The 21858-nt window shown below is 64.5% G+C and carries 19 protein-coding genes; 7 read left to right on the top strand and 12 right to left on the bottom strand.

Features of this window, described 5'->3' with window-relative positions; genetic code table 11:
• Positions 1–2: 2 nt before the first annotated feature.
• The 6 genes from M5C56_RS06915 (at position 3) to M5C56_RS06890 (ending at position 8247) form a co-directional block, all read left to right on the top strand.
• The gene (locus tag M5C56_RS06915; protein WP_103495511.1) at positions 3–3065 is read left to right on the top strand and encodes a serine/threonine-protein kinase; all 3063 of its coding nucleotides are present in this window, start codon (positions 3–5) and stop codon (positions 3063–3065) included.
• Positions 3065–3781, top strand: a complete 717-nt coding sequence (locus M5C56_RS06910; protein WP_103495510.1) for an ABC transporter ATP-binding protein — start codon at positions 3065–3067, stop codon at positions 3779–3781. Before M5C56_RS06915 ends, M5C56_RS06910 begins: the two co-directional genes overlap by 1 nt.
• The gene (locus M5C56_RS06905; RefSeq protein ID WP_103495509.1) at positions 3778–4983 is read left to right on the top strand and encodes a hypothetical protein; all 1206 of its coding nucleotides are present in this window, start codon (positions 3778–3780) and stop codon (positions 4981–4983) included. Before M5C56_RS06910 ends, M5C56_RS06905 begins: the two co-directional genes overlap by 4 nt.
• Positions 4976–6703 carry an SUMF1/EgtB/PvdO family nonheme iron enzyme gene (locus M5C56_RS06900; protein ID WP_103495508.1) on the top strand — a complete coding sequence of 576 codons (1728 nt, stop codon included), beginning with the start codon at positions 4976–4978 and terminating at the stop codon, positions 6701–6703. The genes M5C56_RS06905 and M5C56_RS06900 overlap by 8 nt, the downstream gene beginning before the upstream one ends.
• 84 nt (positions 6704–6787) lie before the next feature.
• Positions 6788–7729: a type VI secretion system-associated lipoprotein TagQ gene (tagQ, locus tag M5C56_RS06895; protein ID WP_103495507.1), complete on the top strand. Its 942-nt coding sequence runs from the start codon at positions 6788–6790 to the stop codon at positions 7727–7729.
• A gap of 140 nt (positions 7730–7869) precedes the next feature.
• Positions 7870–8247 (top strand): SCP2 sterol-binding domain-containing protein, encoded by a 378-nt coding sequence (locus M5C56_RS06890; RefSeq protein WP_103495506.1) that lies wholly within the window; start codon positions 7870–7872, stop codon positions 8245–8247.
• A 218-nt stretch (positions 8248–8465) separates the two neighbouring features.
• Here M5C56_RS06890 and M5C56_RS06885 read toward each other — a convergent pair whose 3' ends face one another.
• The 6 genes from M5C56_RS06885 to exbB form a co-directional block, all read right to left on the bottom strand.
• Positions 8466–9866, bottom strand: coding sequence for an aminoacyl-tRNA deacylase and HDOD domain-containing protein (locus M5C56_RS06885; protein ID WP_103499763.1), 1401 nt, complete (start codon positions 9864–9866; stop codon positions 8466–8468).
• Between the two features lie 78 nt (positions 9867–9944).
• Positions 9945–12020: an ATP-dependent DNA helicase RecG gene (recG, locus tag M5C56_RS06880; protein ID WP_103499765.1), complete on the bottom strand. Its 2076-nt coding sequence runs from the start codon at positions 12018–12020 to the stop codon at positions 9945–9947.
• A gap of 5 nt (positions 12021–12025) precedes the next feature.
• The gene (locus M5C56_RS06875; RefSeq protein ID WP_103499764.1) at positions 12026–12946 is read right to left on the bottom strand and encodes a hydrogen peroxide-inducible genes activator; all 921 of its coding nucleotides are present in this window, start codon (positions 12944–12946) and stop codon (positions 12026–12028) included.
• Positions 12947–13280: 334 nt separating this feature from the next.
• Complete coding sequence (locus M5C56_RS06870; protein WP_103499216.1) at positions 13281–14030, bottom strand: energy transducer TonB; 750 nt, start codon at positions 14028–14030, stop codon at positions 13281–13283.
• Positions 14027–14452: a TonB system transport protein ExbD gene (exbD, locus tag M5C56_RS06865; protein ID WP_100942193.1), complete on the bottom strand. Its 426-nt coding sequence runs from the start codon at positions 14450–14452 to the stop codon at positions 14027–14029. Before exbD ends, M5C56_RS06870 begins: the two co-directional genes overlap by 4 nt.
• 6 nt (positions 14453–14458) lie before the next feature.
• A complete protein-coding gene (exbB, locus tag M5C56_RS06860; RefSeq protein WP_103499217.1) occupies positions 14459–15445 on the bottom strand; it encodes a tonB-system energizer ExbB in 987 nt (328 codons plus the stop codon).
• A 192-nt stretch (positions 15446–15637) separates the two neighbouring features.
• Between exbB and M5C56_RS06855 the strand changes: the two genes are divergently transcribed.
• Positions 15638–16495 carry an NAD-dependent epimerase/dehydratase family protein gene (locus M5C56_RS06855; RefSeq protein ID WP_103499218.1) on the top strand — a complete coding sequence of 286 codons (858 nt, stop codon included), beginning with the start codon at positions 15638–15640 and terminating at the stop codon, positions 16493–16495.
• Positions 16496–16497: 2 nt separating this feature from the next.
• Here M5C56_RS06855 and M5C56_RS06850 read toward each other — a convergent pair whose 3' ends face one another.
• The 6 genes from M5C56_RS06850 to M5C56_RS06825 form a co-directional block, all read right to left on the bottom strand.
• Positions 16498–17232, bottom strand: a complete 735-nt coding sequence (locus M5C56_RS06850) for a hypothetical protein (protein WP_103499219.1) — start codon at positions 17230–17232, stop codon at positions 16498–16500.
• Positions 17233–17318: 86 nt separating this feature from the next.
• A complete protein-coding gene (locus M5C56_RS06845; protein WP_040071713.1) occupies positions 17319–17699 on the bottom strand; it encodes a RidA family protein in 381 nt (126 codons plus the stop codon).
• Between the two features lie 37 nt (positions 17700–17736).
• Positions 17737–19842 (bottom strand): bifunctional GTP diphosphokinase/guanosine-3',5'-bis pyrophosphate 3'-pyrophosphohydrolase, encoded by a 2106-nt coding sequence (gene spoT / locus M5C56_RS06840; protein ID WP_103499220.1) that lies wholly within the window; start codon positions 19840–19842, stop codon positions 17737–17739.
• 60 nt (positions 19843–19902) lie between these two features.
• Entirely contained in the window at positions 19903–20166 is a 264-nt protein-coding gene (gene rpoZ, locus M5C56_RS06835; RefSeq protein WP_103499221.1) for a DNA-directed RNA polymerase subunit omega, read from the bottom strand.
• A gap of 167 nt (positions 20167–20333) precedes the next feature.
• Positions 20334–20954 carry a guanylate kinase gene (gene gmk / locus M5C56_RS06830; protein WP_103499222.1) on the bottom strand — a complete coding sequence of 207 codons (621 nt, stop codon included), beginning with the start codon at positions 20952–20954 and terminating at the stop codon, positions 20334–20336.
• Positions 20955–20966: 12 nt separating this feature from the next.
• Positions 20967–21830: a YicC/YloC family endoribonuclease gene (locus tag M5C56_RS06825; protein ID WP_103499223.1), complete on the bottom strand. Its 864-nt coding sequence runs from the start codon at positions 21828–21830 to the stop codon at positions 20967–20969.
• Positions 21831–21858: the final 28 nt, after the last annotated feature.

The following is a 21858-nucleotide window of genomic DNA, read 5'->3' as shown; positions in this document are numbered from 1 at the left end:
CCATGGACATTCTGATTCCCGGATTCGATATAGGCGAGGAGATTGGCGAAGGCGCCATGGCAACCGTCTATCTGGCGACCCAACGGTCGCTGGAGCGCAAGGTGGCGCTGAAAGTGATGGCGGCCGCCCTGGCCGCCGACCCGACCTTCTGCGAGCGTTTCCTGCGCGAAGGCCGGACCCTGGCGCGGCTGTCGCATCCGAACACCGTGACCATCCACGATATCGGCAATGTCGGCGAGCTGTATTACATGGCCATGGAATACCTGCCCAACGGCACGCTCAAGGAGCGGATCGCGGCGGGGCTGAGCCCTGAGCAGGGTTTGGCATATGTCCGCCAGATTGCCTCGGCCCTGGGGTATGCCCATGCCCAGGGGCTGGTGCACCGCGATGTGAAGCCGGCCAACATCCTCTTTCGCGCCGACGGTACCGCGGTGCTCTCGGACTTCGGCATCGCCAAGTCGCTGGATGATCGCACCCAGTTCACCCAGGCCGGGTTTGCCGTGGGTACGCCGAGCTATATGAGCCCGGAACAGGCCCGGGGCCAGGACCTCGACGGGCGTTCCGACCTGTATGCGCTGGGGGTGGTGCTCTATGAAATCCTGGTCGGCAAGTTGCCCTATATCGGCACCGATGCACTGTCCACGGCCTTGGCGCACCTGACCGAGCCGCTGCCGGAGTTGCCGCTGCAGCATGGGCGCTACCAGGAAGTCCTGCGCCAGCTGTTGGCCAAGGACCCGGCGGAGCGTTTCGCGGATGCGGCGGCCCTGCTGCGGGCGCTGGATAACCTCCCGGCGGAAAATCTTGATGCCACTCTGCTCCAGCCGTTGGCGATTGTGCCGCCGACTCCGACTGCACCACCCGCCAGCGACCTGGCTGGACTGACACCGGTGTCGATCGAGATTCCCACTGCGCCCCCGACACCTGCGCCGCCACCAAGACCCGCGGCTACGCCGGTGCTCGACCGTTCCGCCGAGTCCGGACAACGGCGTGGCCCGGTGCTGACGCTGGTCGCCGTGGCGGTAGCCGCCGCCCTTGGTTTGGCGGGCGTCGGTTACTGGTGGTTGGGGCGTGACAGCCATCCCGCGACGCCGAGCACAGCGGCGCAGCCACCGGCAAAAACACCGTCGGTGCTGAATCCGCCACCGGCTTCCAACCCGCCGCCGACCCAGCCACCTGGCGTGACCCAAGCCGTGGCGGCGGATCTCGACGGCGGCCAGCGCCCCTTGTTGATGGCCGGCAAGAAGACCCTGTTCCAGCGGGTCCTGAGCAAGCCCGGGGCGAGTTTTGCCAGCGAGCCGGGGGCCAAGCCGGACAAGCCGCTGCCGGCGTTCTCGGTGCTCTATGTCTACCAGCGCAAGACTGTCGACGGCAGCGCCTGGCTGCGGGTCGGTGCCGCCACTGACGGTCGCAGCGAAGGCTGGTTGCCCCAGGATGCGGTCAGCGACTGGAAGCAGAGCCTGGTGCTGAAATTTACCGAGCGTTCCGGGCGTTCGCCGGTGATGTTCCTGCGCGACGCCGCCGATATCGACAAGCTGCTGGCCAATCCTTCGGCGGCGAAGAACCTGTTGCTCAATGCACAGAAAAATCCCCAGGATGACCAGCGCGTCCTGGCCCTGGAGCCGGCCGCCAGCGCGGTGCCGCAGAACCAGTTCTACCTGCTGCCGATTTTCGATTCCCGCGAAAGCCTGGATGAAAACGGCCAGCCGGTGCAGTTGCTCAATGTCGCCTCCATCGACCCCGGCAGCACGCCGAAAGCCGTCGGCAACGGTACCGTGCCGGCCGTCGCGGCCGACACCTTCCGCACCGCCATCGTGCTGGTGGTGGACACCACGGAGTCGATGCAACCCTATATCGATCAGGTCCGCGACGTGGTCCACGAGCTGCAAAGCCAGATTGCCCAGCGTGGCGAGCTGGACAGCGTGAGCTTCGGCCTGATCGGCTTTCGCAACAATATCCAGAAGACCCCGGGCCTGCAGTACCTGACCAAGACCCTGGTGACCCTCGACCAGGGCCGCGACCCGGAGCGCTTCCTGGAGTTGGCGCGGGATGTGAAAGCGTCGACGATCTCCAGTCACTCGTTCAACGAGGACTCCTTCGCCGGGGTCATGCAGGCGGTCGACGGCATGGACTGGTCGGGCTACGGCGGCCGGCTGATCCTGCTGGTCACCGACGCCGGTTCGTTGCGCAAGAACGATCCCTACAGCAGCACCAAAATGAACGAAGCGGAGATCCGCCAGGCCGCGCTCGGCAAGCAGATCAAGATCTATGCGCTGCATCTGCGCAGCGATGCCGGGAAAAAGAACCATGCCTTCGCCGAGCAGCAGTACCGCACCCTGACCGCCGACGCCAACCCGCAGATCGGCGATTTGTATATCCCGGTCCAGGGCGGCGACGTGCACAAGCTGGGCGAGCGGGTCGGCGAGATCGGTTCGGTGTTCGCCAACCTGGTGCACCAGGTGCGCAGCAACCAGACCCAGGCCGTGCCGCTGCTGGCCGCTTCGCCGAGCCTGGCGGACAAGACGGCGGCCATCGGTTATGCCATGCACATGGATTTCCTCGGCCACAAGGCCGCCAGCCAGGCACCGCAACTGGTCAGCGCCTGGACCGCCGACCGCGACCTGACCAATCCGGCGCTACCGGCGTTCCAGGTCTGCGTGATGCTGACCAAACTGCAACTCAACGAGCTGCAACAGTCGCTGAAACTGATCGTCGACGCGGCGCGCAAGACCCAGACCTCGCCCAAGGATTTCTTCCAGGAAATCGCCAGTGCCAGTGCTTACATGAGCCGCGATCCGCAGGCCCTGCGCAAGGGCGGCAACCTGGCCGACGGCGGCCTGCTCGGCGAGTACCTGGAAGGCCTGCCGTACCGCAGCAAGTCGCTGAACATGACCCAGGACCTGTGGCTGTCGCTGAGCGTGGCCGAACAGGAAGACTTTATCGACGAACTGGACTCGAAGATCCGCCTCTACGAAACCTTCCACAACGATGTGGCCAATTGGGTCCGGTTCGGCGATGCCGAGCCGGGTGATGCGCTGTACCGCGTACCGTTGTCGACGTTGCCGTGATGATCAGTCTGCGAGAAGTGCGCAAGACGCGGGGCGAAGGCGCCCAGCGTTACAGCCTGGAGGTGCCGCGCCTGAGCCTGGCGCCCGGCGCGCAGTGGGCGGTGGTCGGGCCCAGCGGTTGCGGCAAGAGCACCTTGCTCGACCTGCTGGCGCTGGTGTTGGCGCCGGACCGGGCGGGGTTGTTTGCCTTCGACGATTCGGCGGGTGCGCAGGATATTGCCGCGCTCTGGCGTCAGGGCCAGCACGATCGCCTGGCGGACCTGCGCAGCCGAAAGCTCGGCTATGTGCTGCAGACCGGCGGCCTGCTGGGGTTTCTCGATGTGCGCGGGAATATCGCCTTGTCGCGTCGGCTTCTGGGGATGAAGGAGGACGGCAGTGTCCAGCGGCTCGCCGAGCAACTGGAAATCGCCGATCAACTGGACAAGAAGCCCCAGGCGCTTTCAGTAGGCCAGCGCCAGCGGGTCAGTTGTGCCCGGGCCTTGGCCCATGGCCCACGGCTGCTGTTGGCCGATGAGCCGACGGCAGCCCTCGATCCGCTGAATGCCGGACGGGTCATGCAGTTGTTGCTGAACCAGGCTCGGGAGCAGGGCGCCTGTTGCGTTATCGCGACCCATGACGAAGCCCTGGTGCGCGACCTCGGCGTGCCGGTATTGCGGATTGCCTGCCAGCGCGATGGCGACGGTGGTGTGACGGCGATCCTGGAGCAGACGCCATGACCCGCGCCGCCCTGATCGCCGGCCTGGCCTGGCAGGACTATCGCACCGACTGGCGGCTGTCGGCCTGTGCGGTGCTGGCCCTGGTGGCGGTGATCGCGCCGTTGCTGGTGCTGTTCGGTCTCAAGTTCGGCCTGGTCAGCAGCCTCACCGAACGCCTGGAGCGCGACCCGACGGTGCGCGAGATCATTCCCCTCGGCGGCGGGCGTTTCAGTGCGGCGTTTATCGCCGGGCTGGGGCAGCGTGAAGACGTCGCCTTTGCCTTGCCGCGAACCCGGCAGATCGCCGCGACCGCCGATCTTTCGACCAGCGGCCAGGGGCCGGTGGTCAATGTGGAAATGCTGCCCACCGCCGAGGGCGATCCCTTGCTCGGCGCCTTGCCCGCGCCGGTCGGCCTGGCGGCGATGCTGCTCAGCCAGACGGCGGCGGAGAAGCTCGGGGTGAAGGCCGGCGACTGGTTGCAGGTGTCTTTCGGCCGGCAGGTGGCCGGTCGCCTGGAAAGCCGCCACACACAGATTCAGGTGCAGGCGGTGTTGCCGCTGGAGGCTTTCGAGCGTGATGCATTGTTCGCCCCGCTGGGTCTGCTGGAGGCCGCCGAGGACTATCGCGACGGCCTTGGCGTGCCGGTGCTTGGCTGGGCCGGCGAGCCGGCGGGCACCGCCGCGCAGCGGGTCTATCCGGGGTTTCGCCTGTATGCCCGCGGGCTGGCCGATGTCGAGCCGCTGCGACGTTATTTCGCCGAGCGCAACCTGCTGGTCTCGACCCAGGCCCAGACCATCGCCCAGGTGCAATCCCTGAGCCGCAACCTCGGCATCGTGTTCTGGGTCATCGCTGCATTGGCCCTGGCCGGTGCCTTCGCGGCGCTCTTCGCCGGCGCCCTGGCGGCGGTCGAGCGCAAGCGCCGCGAGCTGTCGGTGTTGCGTCTGCTCGGGCTCGGCACCCGCGCACTGCTGCTGTTCGTGGTGCTGCAAGCGCTGTACAGCGGCCTGTTTGCGGTACTGCTCAGTGACGTGCTCTACGGCGTGGCGGAGTGGGGCCTGAACCTTTTGTTCGTACAGGCGGCCGGCGAGTACGCCAGCCGCCTGTTGTTGCCGCACTACCTGCTGGCACTTTTCAGCGTGTTGGCGGTCTGTGCTCTGGCTGCCGCCCTGGGGGGCTGGCGCGTGGCGCGGATAGAAGCTTCGGAAGGAATCAGAGATGTATAAGTTGCGCGGCGCGGCCCTGGCGGTTCTCATCGCTTCCCTGTGCCTGGGGGCCTGGGCGCGGGCCGATGAGGACAGCGAAAAACTCGACAACCCCAAGCCCCTGGCCGATGACATCAGCCTGCCGCTGCCCTGCGAGGGCGAGATGGTGTTTCGCGCGGTCTATGTATTGGCGCGCGGCACCCTCGATGACCGTGAGATCAGCCTCGGCTATCCCTTCAGCGAGGATGAACCGGGCTACAAGCAGTCGTTTATTTCCGGCTATCGCCGCGACTTTATCAACGGTCAGTTCACCCTCAAGGACCTGCCCGGCGCCTGGCAGAAATCCATTGCCCCGACCCTGCCGAAGACCGACGCCGACTCGCCGCTCAAGCCGATGTTCTATTTCATCGGCAAGTACCCGGTCACGGCGCGCCAGTACGCCCTGGTGATGGCCCAGGCACAAGCCCTGGCCAGCGGCGAGCCGGCACCGGTCTGCGATGCGCCGAGCGGCGTGGCCGGGCGCCTGCCCAAGGTCAAGGTCTCACGTTTTGACGCCGAGCGTTTCTCGGCGGTCTACAGCGCCTGGTTGATGAAGTATCACCGCGACCTGCTGCCGGTCAGCGGCCGTGGCTCGTCGGCTGACGACGGTGGCCTGGGCTTTGTCCGCCTGCCCACCGAAGTCGAGTGGGAGTTCGCTGCCCGTGGCGCCCAGGCGGTCAGTCGCCAGGACCTGGAAGGCCGCCTGTTTCCACGACGGGCGCCGGGGAGCGACAGCGACGGGCCGCTGTCCGACTACGCGGTGTTCAATCAGGTGGCCGGCGGCACCGGCCAGGCGGCGCGGCTGATGCCGATCGGCACCAAGCTGCCCAATCCCATCGGTATGTTCGACGTGATCGGCAACGCCGCGCAGATGGTCCAGGAATCCTTCCAGCTGGTGCATGCCGGACGCCGCCAGGGCACCTACGGCGGTTTTGTGGTCAAGGGCGGTAACTACCTGGAAGGCGAGGGCACGTTGTTTACCGGCATGCGCCGCGAGTACCCGCTGTTCGCCGCCGACGGCACCGAGCAGAGCAACGAGACCACCGGTTTCCGCGTGGCCGTCGGCGCGCTCTCGGCGCCGCGCTCGCGCTACAAGGAGCTGTTCAGCCAATGGCAGCAGGAAGGCCGGCTGGCGTCCCTGACCGACGCCATCGACGACGCCCAGGACCCGACCAAACGCCTGGACGGGATCATTTCCGCCAGCACCGACCCGAAGCTGCAAGCCGAGCTGGGGCTGGTCAACGAAGAACTCAAGCGCAACGTCTCGTTGATCGCCCGCCAGCGGGAAGAGGCGGCCGGCAACCTGATCCAGTCGGCGGCCCTGGTGGCCGAGACGGTCAATAACTACAACATTCGCCTGACCAACCTGAAGAAGAGCCGCCAGCAGGCCGTCGATGCCAAGGACGAGGCCGCCGCCAAGCTGTTCGCCGGGGCCATCGAGAACGGCACCAGCGCCCTGGACGGCGCGGTGGCGATCTATATCGACAACCTGGCAACGGCCACGCGCTACACCGATGCGGTGATCCAGGCGCAGTTCCAGCGGGTCAAGGAAGAACTCAATCGCAAACCCGTGCTCGGCCATAGCCTGGTCGCACGGGCCACCTTGTTCGTTCGTCATGTCGGGGATTACCGCAAGCAACAGCGGGCCGATCCGGCGGCGATCTTGAAAGCGTTACTCGCGTCGACCGCCCAGCAGCCATGAGCGGTCGGTCTCCGGCGAGTGTAGAGGGGACTCGGACGGCAGGGTGCCGTACCGGGCAAGTCAAACCAAAAAAGGGAAATAAACATGATCTTCTCCAGCAAACCCCTTGTTTCGACCTCCAAGTGCCGTGCCGCGTTGTGGGTTGCCGCCGGATTCAGCACCGTGCTGATGGGCGGTTGCGCCACTTCACCGACCTCGAAAGTCGGCGCGACCACCAAGGTCGAGTTCTACCCGACCTGCTACGAGCCGGTGCAGCACCTGCGTGCGACTGACTCGGACATGACCAAGTCGATCGCCACCGGCGCGGTGATCGGTGCGTTGGGCGGTGCCGCTCTCGGCGCGCTGACCGGCGACGACTCGGCCAAGCGTGGCCGCAATGCCGCCATCGGCGCGGCTGGCGGTGCCCTCGCGGGCGGCGCGGCGGGTTACTACACCGAGAAGCAGAAGCAGATCACCGATGACAACCAGCGCATCGGCTCCTATGCCCAGGACATCAACAAAAGTGCCGCCGACATGGACCGCAACACGGCCTATGCCAAGGCGTCGCAGAGCTGCTACCAGCGTGAGTTCGCCAACCTGGTGTCGGCACGCAAGGCCAAGACCGTCGGCGACGCCGAAGGTCGCAAGCGCCTGGCGGAAATCGTTTCGGGCCTGAAAGAGTCCAATGACCTGATCGTCGCCGTGAACGGGCGTTCGGCCGAAGACCTGAACAACTACACCCAGGCCTATGAGCAGGATCTACGTCAGGTCGGCGTGCAGCGTACCGACGTGGTCACCGTGGCGACCGCCGACAGCAACCCGGTCGTGCCGACCACCACCAAGGGCAAGAAGGTGAAAGTGGCGAAGAAGGCGGCGCTGCCGGTCGTGCCTAAGGAAGCAGTGGCCACCGAGAAGACCCTCCAGGACGCCAACGCCAAGAAAGCTGTCAGCCAGGACGTGGCCACCAGCGGTCAGTCCCAGGTCAACAGCATGTGCAAGAACCCGGACCTGGGCGACTGGGCACCGGTACCTTGCCCGAATGCCTAAGCTACGGATCGTCTGACAATTTGTCGGTATAAGCGTTAAACGCCTGCCGATCTCCCGGGTAAAACGGGAGATCGGTGGCGTTCTTCAGGTAAAGCGCTACACTGCGCCGGCCGTTAATCTTTTCTGCCGAGGCTGTGTGCATGAAATTTCGCTTTCTTCTCTGGGCACTGGGTCTGTTGATGGCCCGGGCCAGCCGTAAAAACCCCGCCTTCCAGCAGCAACTGGCCGACAAGGCCCTGGTGTTCCAGCTGCAGACACTGGACGGCAAGGTCGCCCGCCACTTTATCGTCAAGGATCAGCGCATCAGCAGCCGCTCCGGGACTTATCCGGAGCCTGCGTTTGCGATTGCCTTCAAGGATGCCGCCTATGGCTTCGCCACGCTGCAGGCGAAGAACAAGCAACTGGCGTTCATGACGGGGATTCAGGACAAGTCGATCCAGATCAAGGGCAATCCGGCGTTGGTGATGTGGTTCCAGGGCTTGATGAAGTACCTCAAGCCGCGGAAGAAGAAAGCCTGAGTCGGCTCTGATTTTCACCACATGGCTGGAAATCGGCGCCGAATTGTAGGGGTAGGGCTTGTCGGGACGCTGCACCGCCGCGAAGCTTTTGGCGGCCTCAAGGGCCTCTTCGCTGGCAAGCCAGGCTCCTACAGTTCCGTGTCGTTCGCACAATTTGTGATCGGCGCTGAAACTGTAGGAGCAAGCTTGCTCGCGATAGCGGTGTTCCAGACGCCGCTTCAGCCCTGGCTGAACTGCGAAGCCAGTTCGCGCAACAGCACTTCGGCTTCCAGTACCTTGTTCACCACATCGTCGGCCTTGTCGCGGGACAGCCCCAGGCGTTCCAGCAAGGCATCCGGAATCTCTTCATCCGGGCCCGAGCCGATATTGCGACTGCGCAACAGGCGCACGGCCAGGCACACCAGGTTCGGATAGGCGGCATAGTCGCCGTCGTAGCTCGGATCGTGCTGGAAGCGCAGCGCGGTGGACAGCTCCTCCGGCATATCCCAGTAGCGCATCAGCCAGGCACCGATCTGCTCGCGGCTGATACCCAGCAAATGCTGCTCGATATAGCTGTGGCACAGGTGCGGATTGACCTCCAGGTGCCGGCAGATCAGCGAGAAATGCGGCGGGAAGACGTGGGCCAGCAGCAGGTAGCCGAAGTTGTGCAGCAAGCCGGCCAGGTAGGTCAGGCCCGCTTCCGGGCGCTGGGCGCGGGGCATGGCGCGGGTCAGGCCTTCGATCACCGCGGCGGTGTAGATCGATTGCTGCCAGTAAGGCGTGCTGTGTTGCGGGTGGTCCTTGGGCAGGCTCAGGGTCTTGCCCAGGGCCAGGCCCAGCGCCAGGTTGATCACCAGGTCGAAACCGAGCACGCGGACAATCGCATCTTCCACCGAGCGGATCTTGCCCGGCGAGGCGTAGTAGGGCGAAGCCGCCCAACTCACGACCTGGGCCGCCAGCGACGGGTCGGTTTCGACCACGCCGGTGATGTCGTCGATGGTCGCGTCGGGGTCGACCCGCAGCTTGATGATCTTTTGTGCGGTTTCCGCCAGGGGCGGAATCTCGATGGTCGCTTCCAGGCGCTGCTGGATCCGCCGCGCGGTGAAGGCTTGCACGGCCTGGGTGATTTCCTCGCGGTCATCATGAGGACGGTCGAGGTTGGGACGGATACTGGATACGGCTTCGCCGAAACTGGCGGCGCTGGCCTTGCTCAGCATGCCCTTGAAGTCGTCGCTGGAAATTTCCAGCAGCAGGCCGGCTTCACCGGAGTCGATCAGCAGGCTCGGTACACGCAGCAGTTGCTCTTCGTACAGGCACGGTGAACTGGTCAGCCCGGGCAAGCCCGGCAGCAGGTGCAGGCTGTGTTTGCCGAGCATGCGTTCCATGCGTTCGGTGGGCACCGCCGTCAGGCGCCGGCCGGTCAATTCGGTCAGGCGGTTGAGGTCGAGCAGTTGGTCCTGGGGAAACAGGACCATCAGTGCACCGACTGCATCGTCGAGCAGCACGGCCTGGACTTTGCGCGCGGCCGGCAGACCAGGGTGGTCCAGGACTTCGCTATAGCGGATGGCGAGCTTGTCGAGCAGCAGCCGGACCACAGACGGGGTGTGCGGGGTTGCATCGATGAGGGCAACTTCTGTCATGGTCTGTATCCGGGTTCCTACAATTTTCCCAGTATAACCAGCTTGGCCGTCCTAATGGTCTATAAACTGTGAGGTCTATCACACTTGGCCGTATTGCTGGCCATGGCGCAGCCAGCGGTCGAGCAGCGGGCTGACATGCTGCGGCCAGCGTGCCATCAGGGCTTGCGCGGCATCGCGGACCGCCGGCAACAGATCGGCGTCGCGCATCAGGTCGGCGACCTTGAATTGCAGGAGCCCGGTCTGGCGGGTGCCGAGCATTTCCCCGGGGCCGCGCAGCTCCAGATCCTTCTCGGCGATGATGAAGCCGTCGTTGGTCTCGCGCATGATGCCCAGGCGTTGGCGACCGATCTGTGACAGTGGCGGATGGTAGAGCAGCACGCAGTGGCTGGCGGCGCTGCCCCGGCCGACCCGGCCACGCAGCTGGTGCAGTTGCGCCAGGCCCAGGCGCTCGGGGTTCTCGATGATCATCAAGCTGGCATTGGGCACGTCGACGCCGACTTCGATCACCGTGGTTGCCACCAGCAGTTGCAGGGCGCCGGCCTTGAATTCAGCCATCACCGCCGCCTTTTCCGCCGGTTTCATACGTCCGTGGATCAAGCCGACGCGCAGTTCGCCGAGGGCTGCGGTGAGCTCTTCGAAGGTGGTTTCGGCGGCCTGGCAGGTGAGTTCCTCGGATTCCTCGATCAGTGTGCAGACCCAATAAGCCTGGCGGCCTTCGGCACAGGCGGCACGCACCCGTTCCACCACTTCGAAGCGCCGGCTGTCGGTCACCAGCACGGTGTTCACCGGCGTGCGGCCTGGCGGCAGTTCGTCGAGGATCGAGGTGTCGAGGTCGGCATAGGCGCTCATGGCCAAGGTCCGCGGGATCGGCGTGGCGGTCATGATCAACTGGTGCGGGCACATCCGTCCGCCGACGCCTTTCTGGCGCAGGGCCAGGCGTTGCTGGACGCCGAAGCGGTGCTGTTCGTCGATGATCACCAGGGCCAGGTTCTTGAACTGCACTTCGTCCTGGAACAGCGCGTGGGTGCCGACCACCATCGGCGTGCCGCCGGCGATCTGCTCCAGGGCGGCGACCCGGGCCTTGCCCTTGAGCTTGCCGGCCAGCCAGGCGGTTTCGATGCCCAGCGGTGCCAGCCAGCGCTGGAAGTTGATGAAGTGTTGTTCGGCCAGGATCTCGGTCGGTGCCATCAATGCCACCTGGTAGCCGGCTTCCAGGGCCTGCAAGGCGGCGAGGGCGGCGACCACGGTCTTGCCGGCGCCGACGTCGCCCTGGATCAGCCGCAGCATCGGCTCCGGCTGGCTGAGGTCATAGGCCACTTCGTTGCCGACCCGTTGCTGGGCGCCGGTCGGCGGGAAGCCGAGGTTGGCGAGAAACTGCCCGGGCAGCCGTTGCGCTTTCGGCAGGGCCGGTGCGCGCAGGGCCTTCAGGCTTTCGCGCAGGCGTTGCTGGGACAGCTGATGCGTCAGCAGTTCCTCGAAGGCCAGGCGGTGCTGGGCCCAGTGATGACCAAGGGCGAGTTCGTCGACATCGGCATCGGCGGGTGGTTGGTGCAGATAGCGGATGGCTTCGTCCAGTGGTGCCAACTGGTAGTCGCGGGCCAGTTCCTGGGGCAGCCAGTCCGGCAGGCTGCGCGGGCCGAGCATCGCCAGGCTTTGCTGGCAGAGTTGGCGCAGGCGTTGCTGGGTCAGGCCTTCGGTCAGCGGGTAGATCGGCGTCAGGGTGGTGTCCACCGGCGGCGGTTCGTCGCCGCTGATGGCACGGTATTCAGGGTGGTAGATTTCCAGGCCGGAGGCACCGGGGCGGGCTTCGCCGTAGCAGCGCACATGGGTGCCGCGCTTGAGGCCGTCCTTTTGCGCGGTGCTGAAATGGTAGAAGCGCAGGCTCAGGCTACCGGTGCCGTCGTTGAGGCGCACCAACAGGCTGCGGCGCTTGCCCATGACCACATCGGCGCCGCTGACCACGCCCTCGATCACCGCGTCCTGGCCCGGACGCAGGGCGCCGATGGGCACCACGCGGGTGCGGTCCTGGTAGCGCAGGGGCAAGTGGAAGAGCACGTCCTGGAGATTCTCCAGGCCGACCTTGGCCAGCTTTTCGGCCATGGCCTCACCGACACCCTTGAGTGCCGTGACCGACACTTGCGACAGTTCAGCCACGTCGATCAGCTCGCTGCGGGAGGCTTGGCCACCGAGCACAGGCGGATCGAGTCGGCGAGGATTTCAATCGCCTTGGGCCGCGGGAAGCTGGCGCGCCAGGCGATGGCCACGGTGCGGAACGGCACCGGCGGCGTCAGCGGACGTACTTCGATCACGCCGGGAGCGTAGTGATGGCTGTCCACGGCCGACAGCGGCAGGACCGAAATGCCCAGGCCGGAAGCGACCATATGGCGGATGGTTTCCAGCGAGCTGGACTCGACCGTGGTGTGCCGGGCCGCGTCGCCGCCCTTGGCCAGGGTCGGGCAGGCTTCGAGGACCTGGTCGCGGAAGCAGTGGCCTTCGCCCAGCAGCAACAGGCTCTTGTCGTTGAGCAGGGCGCTGTCGATGGTTTCCTTCTTGGTCCAGGGGTGCGAGGCCGGCATCAGGACGTAGAACGGTTCGTCGTAGAGCGGCAGGGTCAGCACGTCGGCTTCATTGAACGGCAGGGCGATGATCACCGCGTCCAGTTCGCCGTTGCGCAGCTTGTCGCGCAGCACGTGGGTGAAGTTTTCTTCGATATACAACGGCATCTGCGGGGCGACCCGGTGCAGTTGCGGGATCAGGTGCGGGAACAGGTAGGGACCGACGGTGTAGATCGCGCCGACTTTCAGCGGTGCGGTCAACTGGTTCTTCCCGGCCTGGGCCAGCTCGCGGATGCCCTGGGCCTGCTCGAGGACCTTCTGCGCCTGGGCAACGATGGTTTCGCCGACAGGGGTCAGGCGCACGGCGCTCTTGCTGCGCTCGAAAATCAGCACACCGAGTTCGTCCTCCAGCTTTTTCACACCGACCGACAGGGTCGGCTGGCTGACATGACAACGCTCGGCCGCGTGGCCGAAGTGTTGTTCCTGGGCGAGGGTGACGATATAGCGTAGTTCTGTAAGAGTCATAGCGAGCGTCCATGAGGTTGCCGGGCCAAGCATAACGGCTGCAATCGATAGACGCACGTTATCAGACGCAGGAAGAACGACGATTGTCGTTCAGGGCGGTTTTAGTGGGTTTTTGTTCGGGCGGTAGGACGTGAACTTGTGTGAGGGCGTAGCGGAGATTTTGTGGGAGCGAAGCTTTTGGCGACCTTGAGGGCCTCTTCGCTGGCAAGCCAGGCTCCTACAGTTCTGGGTCGTTCGCACAATTTGTGATCGGCGCCGGACTGTAGGAGCAGGGCTTGCCCGCGAAGCTTTTGGCGGCCTCAAGGGCCTCTTCGCTGGCAAGCTCCTGCGGTGTCTAGCGGTTGCGCTTGTCGATGGAGTAGACGAACGGCGCGACGATCTCGATGCTGCCGTTGGTCAGCATATCGGCCGGCGGCTTGGGCAGCGGTTGGGCGCGACGGATCATTTCCAGGGTGGCCCGGTCCAGATCGGCATTGCCGGAACGACCCACCAGTTCATACGAGAGCACCTTGCCTTCGGCATCGACCACGAAGCGCAGGCGGTTCAGACCTTCCTTGCCCCGTGACTGTGCAGCCGGCGGGTACTTCTTGTACTTGCTCAGGTGAGCCAGCAAGGTGCCTTCCCAACTGGCTTTCGCCGCGATCTGCTGGGGCGAAGGGCCCGGCGCCGGTGCCGCGGATTTCTCCGCTGGCGTGTTGGTCGGCGGCGTATCGGAAGGTTTGTCTTCCGTCGGCTTTTCCTTCACCGGCTCGGGCTTCGCCTGGGGCTTGGGCGGCTGCGGCTTGGGTTTCGGCTTGACCGGCTTGGGCACCGAGATCGTCGGCTTCGGCGCTTCGGCCAGCTTGGGCAACGGTAGCTCTTCCACCGGCGCGGGCGGCTGTGGTGGCGTGATGACCTTGGGCGGTGCCGGTGGCGGTGGAGCCGGGGGCAGTGGCGCCAGTTCGACCATCATCGCCTGGGGCGGCAGCTCGATGGGCTTGGACACCGACCAGTTGAGGGTGGCGATGATCGCCACCGCATGAATGCCCAGCACCAGGCCCAGGCTGGCGCCATAACGCGTCAGCTTTTGGCGCGTATTGATCATTTCTTGGCTGCCGTCTCGAGTCCGACCAGGCCGACCTTCAGGTAACCGGCGGCGCGCAGGGCATCCATCACGCGCATCAGGTCGCCATAGTCCACGCCTTTATCGGCCTGGAAGAAAATGGTCGTGTCCTTCTTGCCGTGGGTCCGGGCGTCGAGGGTCGGGCCCAGGGCCTCGGCCTTGACTTCGTCTTCACCGAGGAACAGGCGCTGGTCGGACTTGACGCTGAGGAACACCGGCTTTTCCGGTCGCGGTGCCGGTTTGGCGGTGGACGCGGGCAGGTCGACCTTGATATCCACGGTGGCCAGGGGGGCGGCCACCATAAAGATGATCAGCAGTACCAGCATCACGTCGATAAACGGCGTGACGTTGATTTCGTGGTTTTCGGCGAGATCATCGCCGCCTTCGTTCAAATGCAGGCCCATGGCTGATTACCCCACTTTCACCATGTGCGGCGCGTGTGCGGGGCGCTCGGACGGCTGGTGGTCGAGGTCACGGCTGACCAGCAGCAGGACCTGGGCGGAGGCGTCGGAGACCTGGGCCTTGTAGCCGGCGATGGAGCGGGCGAAGACGTTGTAGATCACCACGGCCGGGATCGCTGCGACCAGGCCGAAGGCAGTGGCCAGCAGGGCTTCGGCGATACCCGGCGCGACCACGGCAAGGTTGGTGGTCTGGGTTTTCGCGATGCCGATAAAGCTGTTCATGATGCCCCACACGGTGCCGAACAGGCCGACGAAGGGCGCGGTGGAACCGATGGTGGCGAGCACGCCGGTGCCGCTGCTCATGGTGCGACCGCAGGCGGCGACCAGGCGTTCGAGGCGGAAGCTCACGCGCTCCTTGATGCCTTCTCTTTCGCGGCTGTTGACCGACAGGTGCATTTCTTCCAGGGCGTCGTGGACCAGCAGGTGAGCGAGGCTGCCCTCCTGGTTGGCGGTCTCGCTGGCTTCCTTGAGGGTGCGGGCCTTTTTCAGGGCGAGCATCTCACGGCGCAGGCGACGCTTGGCGCCCAGCAGTTCGAAGCCTTTGGCAACCCAGATGGTCCAGGTGATGATCGAGGCGATGGCCAGGCCGATCATCACGATCTTGACGATGATATCGGCGTTCTTGTACATGCCCCAGGGTGACAGGTCGTGGGCCATGCCCAGGCTGTTGTCCTCGGCAGGCAGCGCGTCGACATCGCCGGCGGGTGCGGCATTCTCGGTCTGGACTGGAACGGTGGCGGTCGGTGCGACGACAGGCACGGCATGATCGGCCGGGGCCGGAGCGACCGTCGCCGCAGGGGCATGGGGCGGGGCTTCGTCGGCGAAGGTCAGGGTCGGCGCCAGCAACAGGCTGAGCAGCAAAGCCGACGTCGAGCGCCAGGCGCGCGAAGGGCTATGGGGCTGGGGTGACGAAGCGGGGCGTTTATTGCGTGTCATGCTGGCCGGACCTGAGAGAAGATATGAAGAGGGTCTTGTCCTTCCAGGCCTCGTGGGGCCGAGAACATTTGGACGTGCATTATTGCAATTAATTCTTGTTAACAAAAGTAATAGCTTCTCTTTTTTTCTTCCATTGCTAACCGCTGGTCAATTTTCAGCACTCATTTGTGGCTTTTTTCCTGGAGATCCGTGATGTCTGCTCCTTCTGTTCTGATTGCCGGTTGCGGCGATGTCGGTAGTCGCCTGGCGACGCAGTTGCTCGCCCAGGGTTGGCACGTCCATGGCCTGCGCCGCTCGATCGCGCGTTTGCCGGAGGGTGTCGTCGGGGTGGCGGGCGACCTGTTCGCCGAGCAGCGGCCTGACCGCTGGCCGAGTGGCCCGCTGGATTACCTGGTGTATTGCGCCGCGGCGACCGATCACGACGAGGCGGGTTATCAAGCAGCCTACGTCGATGGGTTGCGGCATGTATTGAGCTGGCTCAGGCAATCGGGCCAGCAGCCGCGGCGCCTGCTGTTCGTCTCCAGCAGCAGCGTGTATGTGCAGCAGAGCGGTGAGTGGGTCGACGAGACTGCGCCGACCGAAGCCGAAGGTTATTCCGGGCGCTTGATGCTGGAGGCCGAGCAGGTGGCGCTGGACAGCGGCATTCCGGCGACACGGGTGCGCCTGACCGGTATCTACGGTCCGGGTCGCGAGTGGTTGTTGACCCAGGTCCGGCGCGGTTATCGGGTGGCGGTGGAGCCGCCTTTATATGGCAATCGGATTCATGCCGACGACGCGGCCGGACTGTTGGCGTTTCTGCTGGAGGCTGATCGGGCCGGGAAGGTGTTGGAGGATTGTTATATCGGTGTCGATGATGCGCCGGCGCCCTTGGCCGAGGTGGTGGGCTGGTTGCGCGAATACCTGGGGGTGACCGAGTGGGCCGAGGACGCCAGCGTTCGCCGCACCGGCAGCAAGCGCTGTAGCAATGCCCGGGCGCGGGCCCTGGGTTGGGCACCGCGTTATCCGAGTTTCCGCGAGGGTTATGCGGCGATTCTTGAGGGGCGTTGCTGAGGTTACTTCTCCAGCAACCACTGGCGAGGACCGGGGTTGAGCTGCGGCTGTTCATCGGCCTGTGCCGAGTTCAACGCCTGGAAGATTTCCAGTTGCTTGCCCTTGCGCACGAAGATCCAGGCGGCGCCCTTGCCGCCTTGCTGCAACCAGATGCTGTCGTTCTCGCCGCTCATGGAGGCGCAATCGCCGGCCAGGCACAGCGCGTAGCGATCGGCACCGGGCAAGCCTTCCAGGCGTCCGTCCGGCAGGAATTTCACCTGGCCGCCTTCGCCCGGGCCACTGCTGATCTTCCAGTCGCCACCCATGTAGGCCGCGTACAAGGCCTGCTCGAAGCTGGCGCCCACCGGCGCGTTGGCCGGCAGTTCGGTCTGGGCCCTCACGAATGGCTGTTCAGGCTCCGAATCGCTGGCACTCTGGATCAGCTCCTTGCCGTCACGCGCCAGCGCAGTCCCGGCGCTGCCATAGAAGTCGACATGCCACTGCTTGCCGTCCGCGCGCACATGGCCCTCGGGGCGCTCGAAACCGTTGCTGTAGCGGGCCTGGCCGTTACGGGTGTCGATGCTCCATTCCAGGTTCGGCCCGTAGGTTTCCAGGGCTTCGCGCAAGCTGCCCTTTTTGACGGCGGCATCGATGGCGGCCTGGTTGATCCAGGTGCCGCTGATGTCGTATTTGGCAGGGTCGCTGGCGCAACCGCCGAGCAGGAGGGCAAACACCGAGAAGGCAAGCGCTTTGCGCATGGTGGAATCCTTTGCAGACGAAGCTGGCGCAGCGGGAGGGCTGCACCAGGCAGTGCGGGGTTGTTCGAGGGCGGCGTGGCTGGCAGTTACTCGAGGACCAGGATCGCGTCCATCTCGACCTGCGAGCCGCGTGGCAGTGCGGCAACGCCGATGGCGGCGCGGGCCGGGTAAGGCTGCTGGAAGTACTTGCCCATGATCTCGTTGACCTTGGCGAAGTGGCTCAGGTCGGTGAGGAAGATGTTCAGCTTGACGATGTCCTTGAACGAACCGCCGGCGGCTTCGGCCACGGCCTTCAGGTTTTCGAAGACCTGTACGGTCTGGGCTTCGAAGCCTTCCACCAGTTCCATGGTTTTCGGGTCCAGGGGAATCTGGCCGGACATGTAGACGGTGTTCCCGGCCTTGATCGCCTGGGAGTAGGTGCCGATGGCGGCCGGTGCCTTGTCGCTGCTGATAACGGTCTTGCTCATGAACGGGTTCCTTGTAATGGGCGGCTACGTTGGGGAGCTATGCGCGCATGCGGGTGATGCGGATCACCCCGGTCAGGGCGCGCAGTTTCTTGATCACGCGGGCCAGGTGCACGCGGTCGTGTACGCTGACCACCAGTTGGACCACGCTGATGCGACCATCGCGTTCGTCCATGCTGATTTTCTCGATATTGCCGTCGGCGGCATTGACGCTGCTGGCCAGCAGGGCGATCAGGCCGCGCTGGTGTTCCAGCTCGACGCGCAGCTCGACGTTGAATTCGCCGGTGACATCCTTGGCCCAAGAGAGCTGGATGCATTTTTCCGGATTGTGGCGGATTTCGCTGATATTGCGGCAGTTGTCCAGGTGCACCACCATGCCTTTGCCAGCGGACAGGTGGCCGACAATCGGGTCGCCCGGGATCGGCGTGCAGCACTTGGCGTAGCTGAGTACCAGGCCTTCGGTGCCACGGATCGCCAGCGGCCCTTCGGGGCTGGGCAATTGTTCGCCTTCGCCGAGCAGGCGACGGGCTACCACATAGGCCATGCGGTTGCCCAGGCCGATGTCTTCCAACAGGTCTTCGATCAGTTCCAGGCGGTATTCGTGGAGCATGGCCTGCACGCGCTCGCCGGAAATCTTGTCCAGGGCGCTGTCGAAACCGTTGAGCACCTTGTTCAGCAAGCGCTCGCCCAAGCTGATGGATTCGGAGCGGCGTTGCAGCTTCAGGGCATGGCGGATATGGGTGCGGGCCTTGCCGGTGACGACAAAGTTGAGCCAGGCCGGGTTCGGGCGCGCGCCGGGGGCGCTGACGATCTCCACCGTGGAGCCGCTTTGCAGCGGTTCGGACAGCGGTGCGAGACGGCGATTGATCCGACAGGCAATGCAGCTGTTGCCGACATCGGTGTGCACCGCGTAGGCAAAGTCCACCGCCGTGGAGCCTTTTGGCAGCTCCATGATCCGGCCCTTGGGCGTGAACACGTAGACCTCGTCCGGGAACAGGTCGATCTTCACGCTTTCGATGAATTCCAGGGAGTTGCCGGCCCGTTGCTGCATTTCCAGCACGCCCTTGACCCACTGGCGGGCCCGGGCATGGGTGCCCTTGGGCTGCTCGTCGCCGCTGGACTTGTACAGCCAGTGGGCGGCGATGCCATTGTTGGCCATCTCTTCCATCTCGCGGGTGCGAATCTGGATCTCGATCGGGACGCCGTGCATGCCGAACAGGGTGGTATGCAGCGACTGGTAGCCGTTGGCCTTGGGAATCGCGATGTAGTCCTTGAAGCGGCCGGGCAGGGGTTTGTACAAATTATGCACAGCGCCGAGGACCCGATAGCAGGTGTCGACCTTGTCGACGATGATCCGGAACGCATAGACGTCCATGATCTCGTTGAAGGCCCGGCGCTTGCCGCGCATTTTGGTGTAGATACCGTACAGGTGCTTCTGCCGTCCGCTGACCTCGCCCTGGATACCGTCGACGGCCAGGCAGTGGCTCAGGGACTCTTCGATCTTGTTGACGATTTCCTTGCGGTTGCCCCGGGCGCGCTTGACCGCCTGGTAGATCCGCGCGGAACGCATCGGGTGCATGGCCTTGAAGCCGAGGTCTTCGAATTCGATGCGGATCGCATGCATGCCCAGGCGGTTGGCGATGGGGGCATAGATCTCGAGGGTTTCCTTGGCGATGCGCCGGCGCTTTTCGCCGGACAGCACTTCAAGGGTGCGCATGTTGTGCAGGCGGTCGGCGAGCTTGACCAGGATCACGCGAATATCGCGGGCCATGGCCATGGCCATCTTCTGGAAGTTTTCCGCCTGGGCTTCGGCCTTGGTCTCGAAATTCATCTGGGTCAGTTTGCTGACCCCGTCGACCAGTTCGGCCACGGTTTCACCGAACTGCGCTTGCAGCGCTTCCTTGGCGATCCCGGTGTCTTCGATCACGTCATGGAGCATGGCCGCCATCAGGCTCTGATGGTCCATGTGCATGTCGGCAAGAATATTGGCCACCGCCAGCGGATGCGTGACGTAGGCTTCGCCGCTGCGACGGCGTTGACCGTCATGGGCTTGTTCGGCGTAGAAGTACGCCCGGCGGACCAGGTTGACCTGGTCGGCGCCGAGGTAGGTCGATAAGCGATCGGCGAGGGCGTCTATGCTCGGCATGAGGTTTCCCCCGGCCGAAGCCTTGTACCCTGCGCCGTGCTACGTCGACCAGGCATAGGCTTAGACGGCCTCGTTGGACTCGTCCTCGAAGGCGGCGAAGACCGGGTCTTCATGGACGATATCCTGTTCAGCGATGAACGCGTCCGTCACGTAGCCTTCGGCGATTTCCCGCAGGGCCATTACGGTTGGTTTGTCATTTTCCCACGCCAGCTTCGGCTCTTTGCCGCCGGTCGCCAGTTGACGAGCGCGCTTGGTGGAGAGCATGACCAGCTCAAAACGGTTAGCCACATGTTCTAGGCAGTCTTCAACGGTTACGCGGGCCATGGTGTTCCTCGTAGCAAATGCGGTAATCACGCTACCCGGATGGGCGAGCGGACTGAACAGTTTAAAAAATCACCAGCGTTTAGGGAAGCGCTGATTTTCCCGGTCGCTTCACCAACGCGCTACGAGTACCAATGTAAAGCCCTCGCGGCGCTTTTGGGAAGTGTTGCTTATGCCAGTAATTCACTCAAGAGCTGAGTGAAATGTTGCTGTTGGGGCAGCTGTTGCAAGCGATTGGCGCGGAAAATCGCCTTCAGATCGTCCAGTGCGTGGGCAAAATCGTCGTTGATGATCAGGAAATCGTATTCGACGTAGTGGCTCATTTCGCTGACCGCTTCGCGCATCCGCCCTTCGATGATCGCGTCGCTGTCCTGGCCACGGTTGGTCAGGCGCTGGCGCAGGGCCTGCTGGCTCGGCGGCAGGATAAAGATCGAGCGGGCCGCGGGCATTTGCCGACGTACTTGTTCGGCGCCCTGCCAGTCGATCTCCAGGATCAGGTCGTGGCCTTCGTCCAGGGTCTGTTGCAGGTGGCTCTGGGAGGTGCCGTAGAGGTTGCCGAAAACTTCCGCCTGCTCGAGGAAATCACCGTGCTCGACCATCCGCACGAACTCGGCGCGGTCGACGAAGTGGTAGTTCACGCCGTTGGCTTCGCCCGGGCGCATGGCGCGGGTGGTGTGCGAGACCGAGACGCGGATCTGCGGCTCGGCATCGATCAGGGCCTTGACCAGGCTGGTCTTGCCTGCGCCCGACGGTGCGGAAATGATGTAGAGGGTGCCAGTGCTGTGGGTCATGTCGGGTTAGCCTTACTCGATGTTCTGTACTTGTTCGCGCATTTGCTCGATCAACACCTTGAGGTTGACCGCCGCCTGGGTGCTGCGCGGGTCGAAGGCCTTGGAGCCGAGGGTGTTGGCTTCGCGGTTGAGTTCCTGCATCAGGAAGTCCAGGCGTCGGCCGGCCGCGCCGCCGGACTTGAGCACCCGGCGGACTTCGATGATATGGGTGGCGAGGCGGTCGAGTTCTTCGGCCACGTCGCTTTTCTGTGCCAGCAGGACCATTTCCTGCTCCAGGCGGGTCGGATCCAGCTCGGCTTTCATGTCGGCGAAGCGGTCGAGGACTTTCTGGCGCTGGGTGGCGAGCATCTGCGGAACCTGTTCGCGCAGGGTCGCGACATCGCCTTCGATGGCGTCCAGGCGCTCGACGATCAAGCGGGCCAGCTCCGCGCCTTCGCGCTGGCGGCCGTTCTTGAGTTCCTCGAGGCCTTGGGTGAACAGGGCCAGGGCTTCGTTGTTCAGGGCCTGCGGGTCGCTGGCGTCGGCCACCAGCACGCCGGGCCAGGCAAGCACTTCCAGCGGGTTCAGCGCGGCGGGCTGCTTGATCAGGCCGGCGACGGTTTCGGCGGCGGCGATCAGTTGGGTGGCGCGCTCGCGGTCGATCTGCAGGGCCTTGCCGGTGGTTTCCTCGGTAAAGCGCAGGGTGCATTCCAGCTTGCCCCGGGACAGGCCCTGGCGCAGGGCTTCGCGAACCGCGCCTTCGAGGTCGCGGAAGGATTCCGGCAAACGCAGGTGGGGTTCCAGGTAGCGGCTGTTGACCGAGCGCAGCTCCCAGCTCAGGGTGCCCTGGCTGACGGCGCTTTCGACGCGGGCGAAGGCGGTCATGCTGTGGACCATGGAAGTACCTCGCGATTCAGGTTCGCCG

Source organism: Pseudomonas sp. MWU13-2862, from assembly GCF_023242495.1.
GTDB lineage: Bacteria > Pseudomonadota > Gammaproteobacteria > Pseudomonadales > Pseudomonadaceae > Aquipseudomonas > Aquipseudomonas gingeri_D.
This window is presented reverse-complemented; position numbering and strand designations above follow the sequence as displayed.

Coding starts and splice junctions, on each gene's coding strand:
- M5C56_RS06915 (WP_103495511.1), top strand. CDS start 3: ATGGACATTCTGATTCCCGGATTCGATATAGGCGAGGAGATTGGCGAA.
- M5C56_RS06910 (WP_103495510.1), top strand. CDS start 3,065: ATGATCAGTCTGCGAGAAGTGCGCAAGACGCGGGGCGAAGGCGCCCAG.
- M5C56_RS06905 (WP_103495509.1), top strand. CDS start 3,778: ATGACCCGCGCCGCCCTGATCGCCGGCCTGGCCTGGCAGGACTATCGC.
- M5C56_RS06900 (WP_103495508.1), top strand. CDS start 4,976: ATGTATAAGTTGCGCGGCGCGGCCCTGGCGGTTCTCATCGCTTCCCTG.
- tagQ (WP_103495507.1), top strand. CDS start 6,788: ATGATCTTCTCCAGCAAACCCCTTGTTTCGACCTCCAAGTGCCGTGCC.
- M5C56_RS06890 (WP_103495506.1), top strand. CDS start 7,870: ATGAAATTTCGCTTTCTTCTCTGGGCACTGGGTCTGTTGATGGCCCGG.
- M5C56_RS06885 (WP_103499763.1), bottom strand. CDS start 9,866: ATGACAGAAGTTGCCCTCATCGATGCAACCCCGCACACCCCGTCTGTG.
- M5C56_RS06875 (WP_103499764.1), bottom strand. CDS start 12,946: ATGACTCTTACAGAACTACGCTATATCGTCACCCTCGCCCAGGAACAA.
- M5C56_RS06870 (WP_103499216.1), bottom strand. CDS start 14,030: ATGATCAATACGCGCCAAAAGCTGACGCGTTATGGCGCCAGCCTGGGC.
- exbD (WP_100942193.1), bottom strand. CDS start 14,452: ATGGGCCTGCATTTGAACGAAGGCGGCGATGATCTCGCCGAAAACCAC.
- exbB (WP_103499217.1), bottom strand. CDS start 15,445: ATGACACGCAATAAACGCCCCGCTTCGTCACCCCAGCCCCATAGCCCT.
- M5C56_RS06855 (WP_103499218.1), top strand. CDS start 15,638: ATGTCTGCTCCTTCTGTTCTGATTGCCGGTTGCGGCGATGTCGGTAGT.
- M5C56_RS06850 (WP_103499219.1), bottom strand. CDS start 17,232: ATGCGCAAAGCGCTTGCCTTCTCGGTGTTTGCCCTCCTGCTCGGCGGT.
- M5C56_RS06845 (WP_040071713.1), bottom strand. CDS start 17,699: ATGAGCAAGACCGTTATCAGCAGCGACAAGGCACCGGCCGCCATCGGC.
- spoT (WP_103499220.1), bottom strand. CDS start 19,842: ATGCCGAGCATAGACGCCCTCGCCGATCGCTTATCGACCTACCTCGGC.
- rpoZ (WP_103499221.1), bottom strand. CDS start 20,166: ATGGCCCGCGTAACCGTTGAAGACTGCCTAGAACATGTGGCTAACCGT.
- gmk (WP_103499222.1), bottom strand. CDS start 20,954: ATGACCCACAGCACTGGCACCCTCTACATCATTTCCGCACCGTCGGGC.
- M5C56_RS06825 (WP_103499223.1), bottom strand. CDS start 21,830: ATGGTCCACAGCATGACCGCCTTCGCCCGCGTCGAAAGCGCCGTCAGC.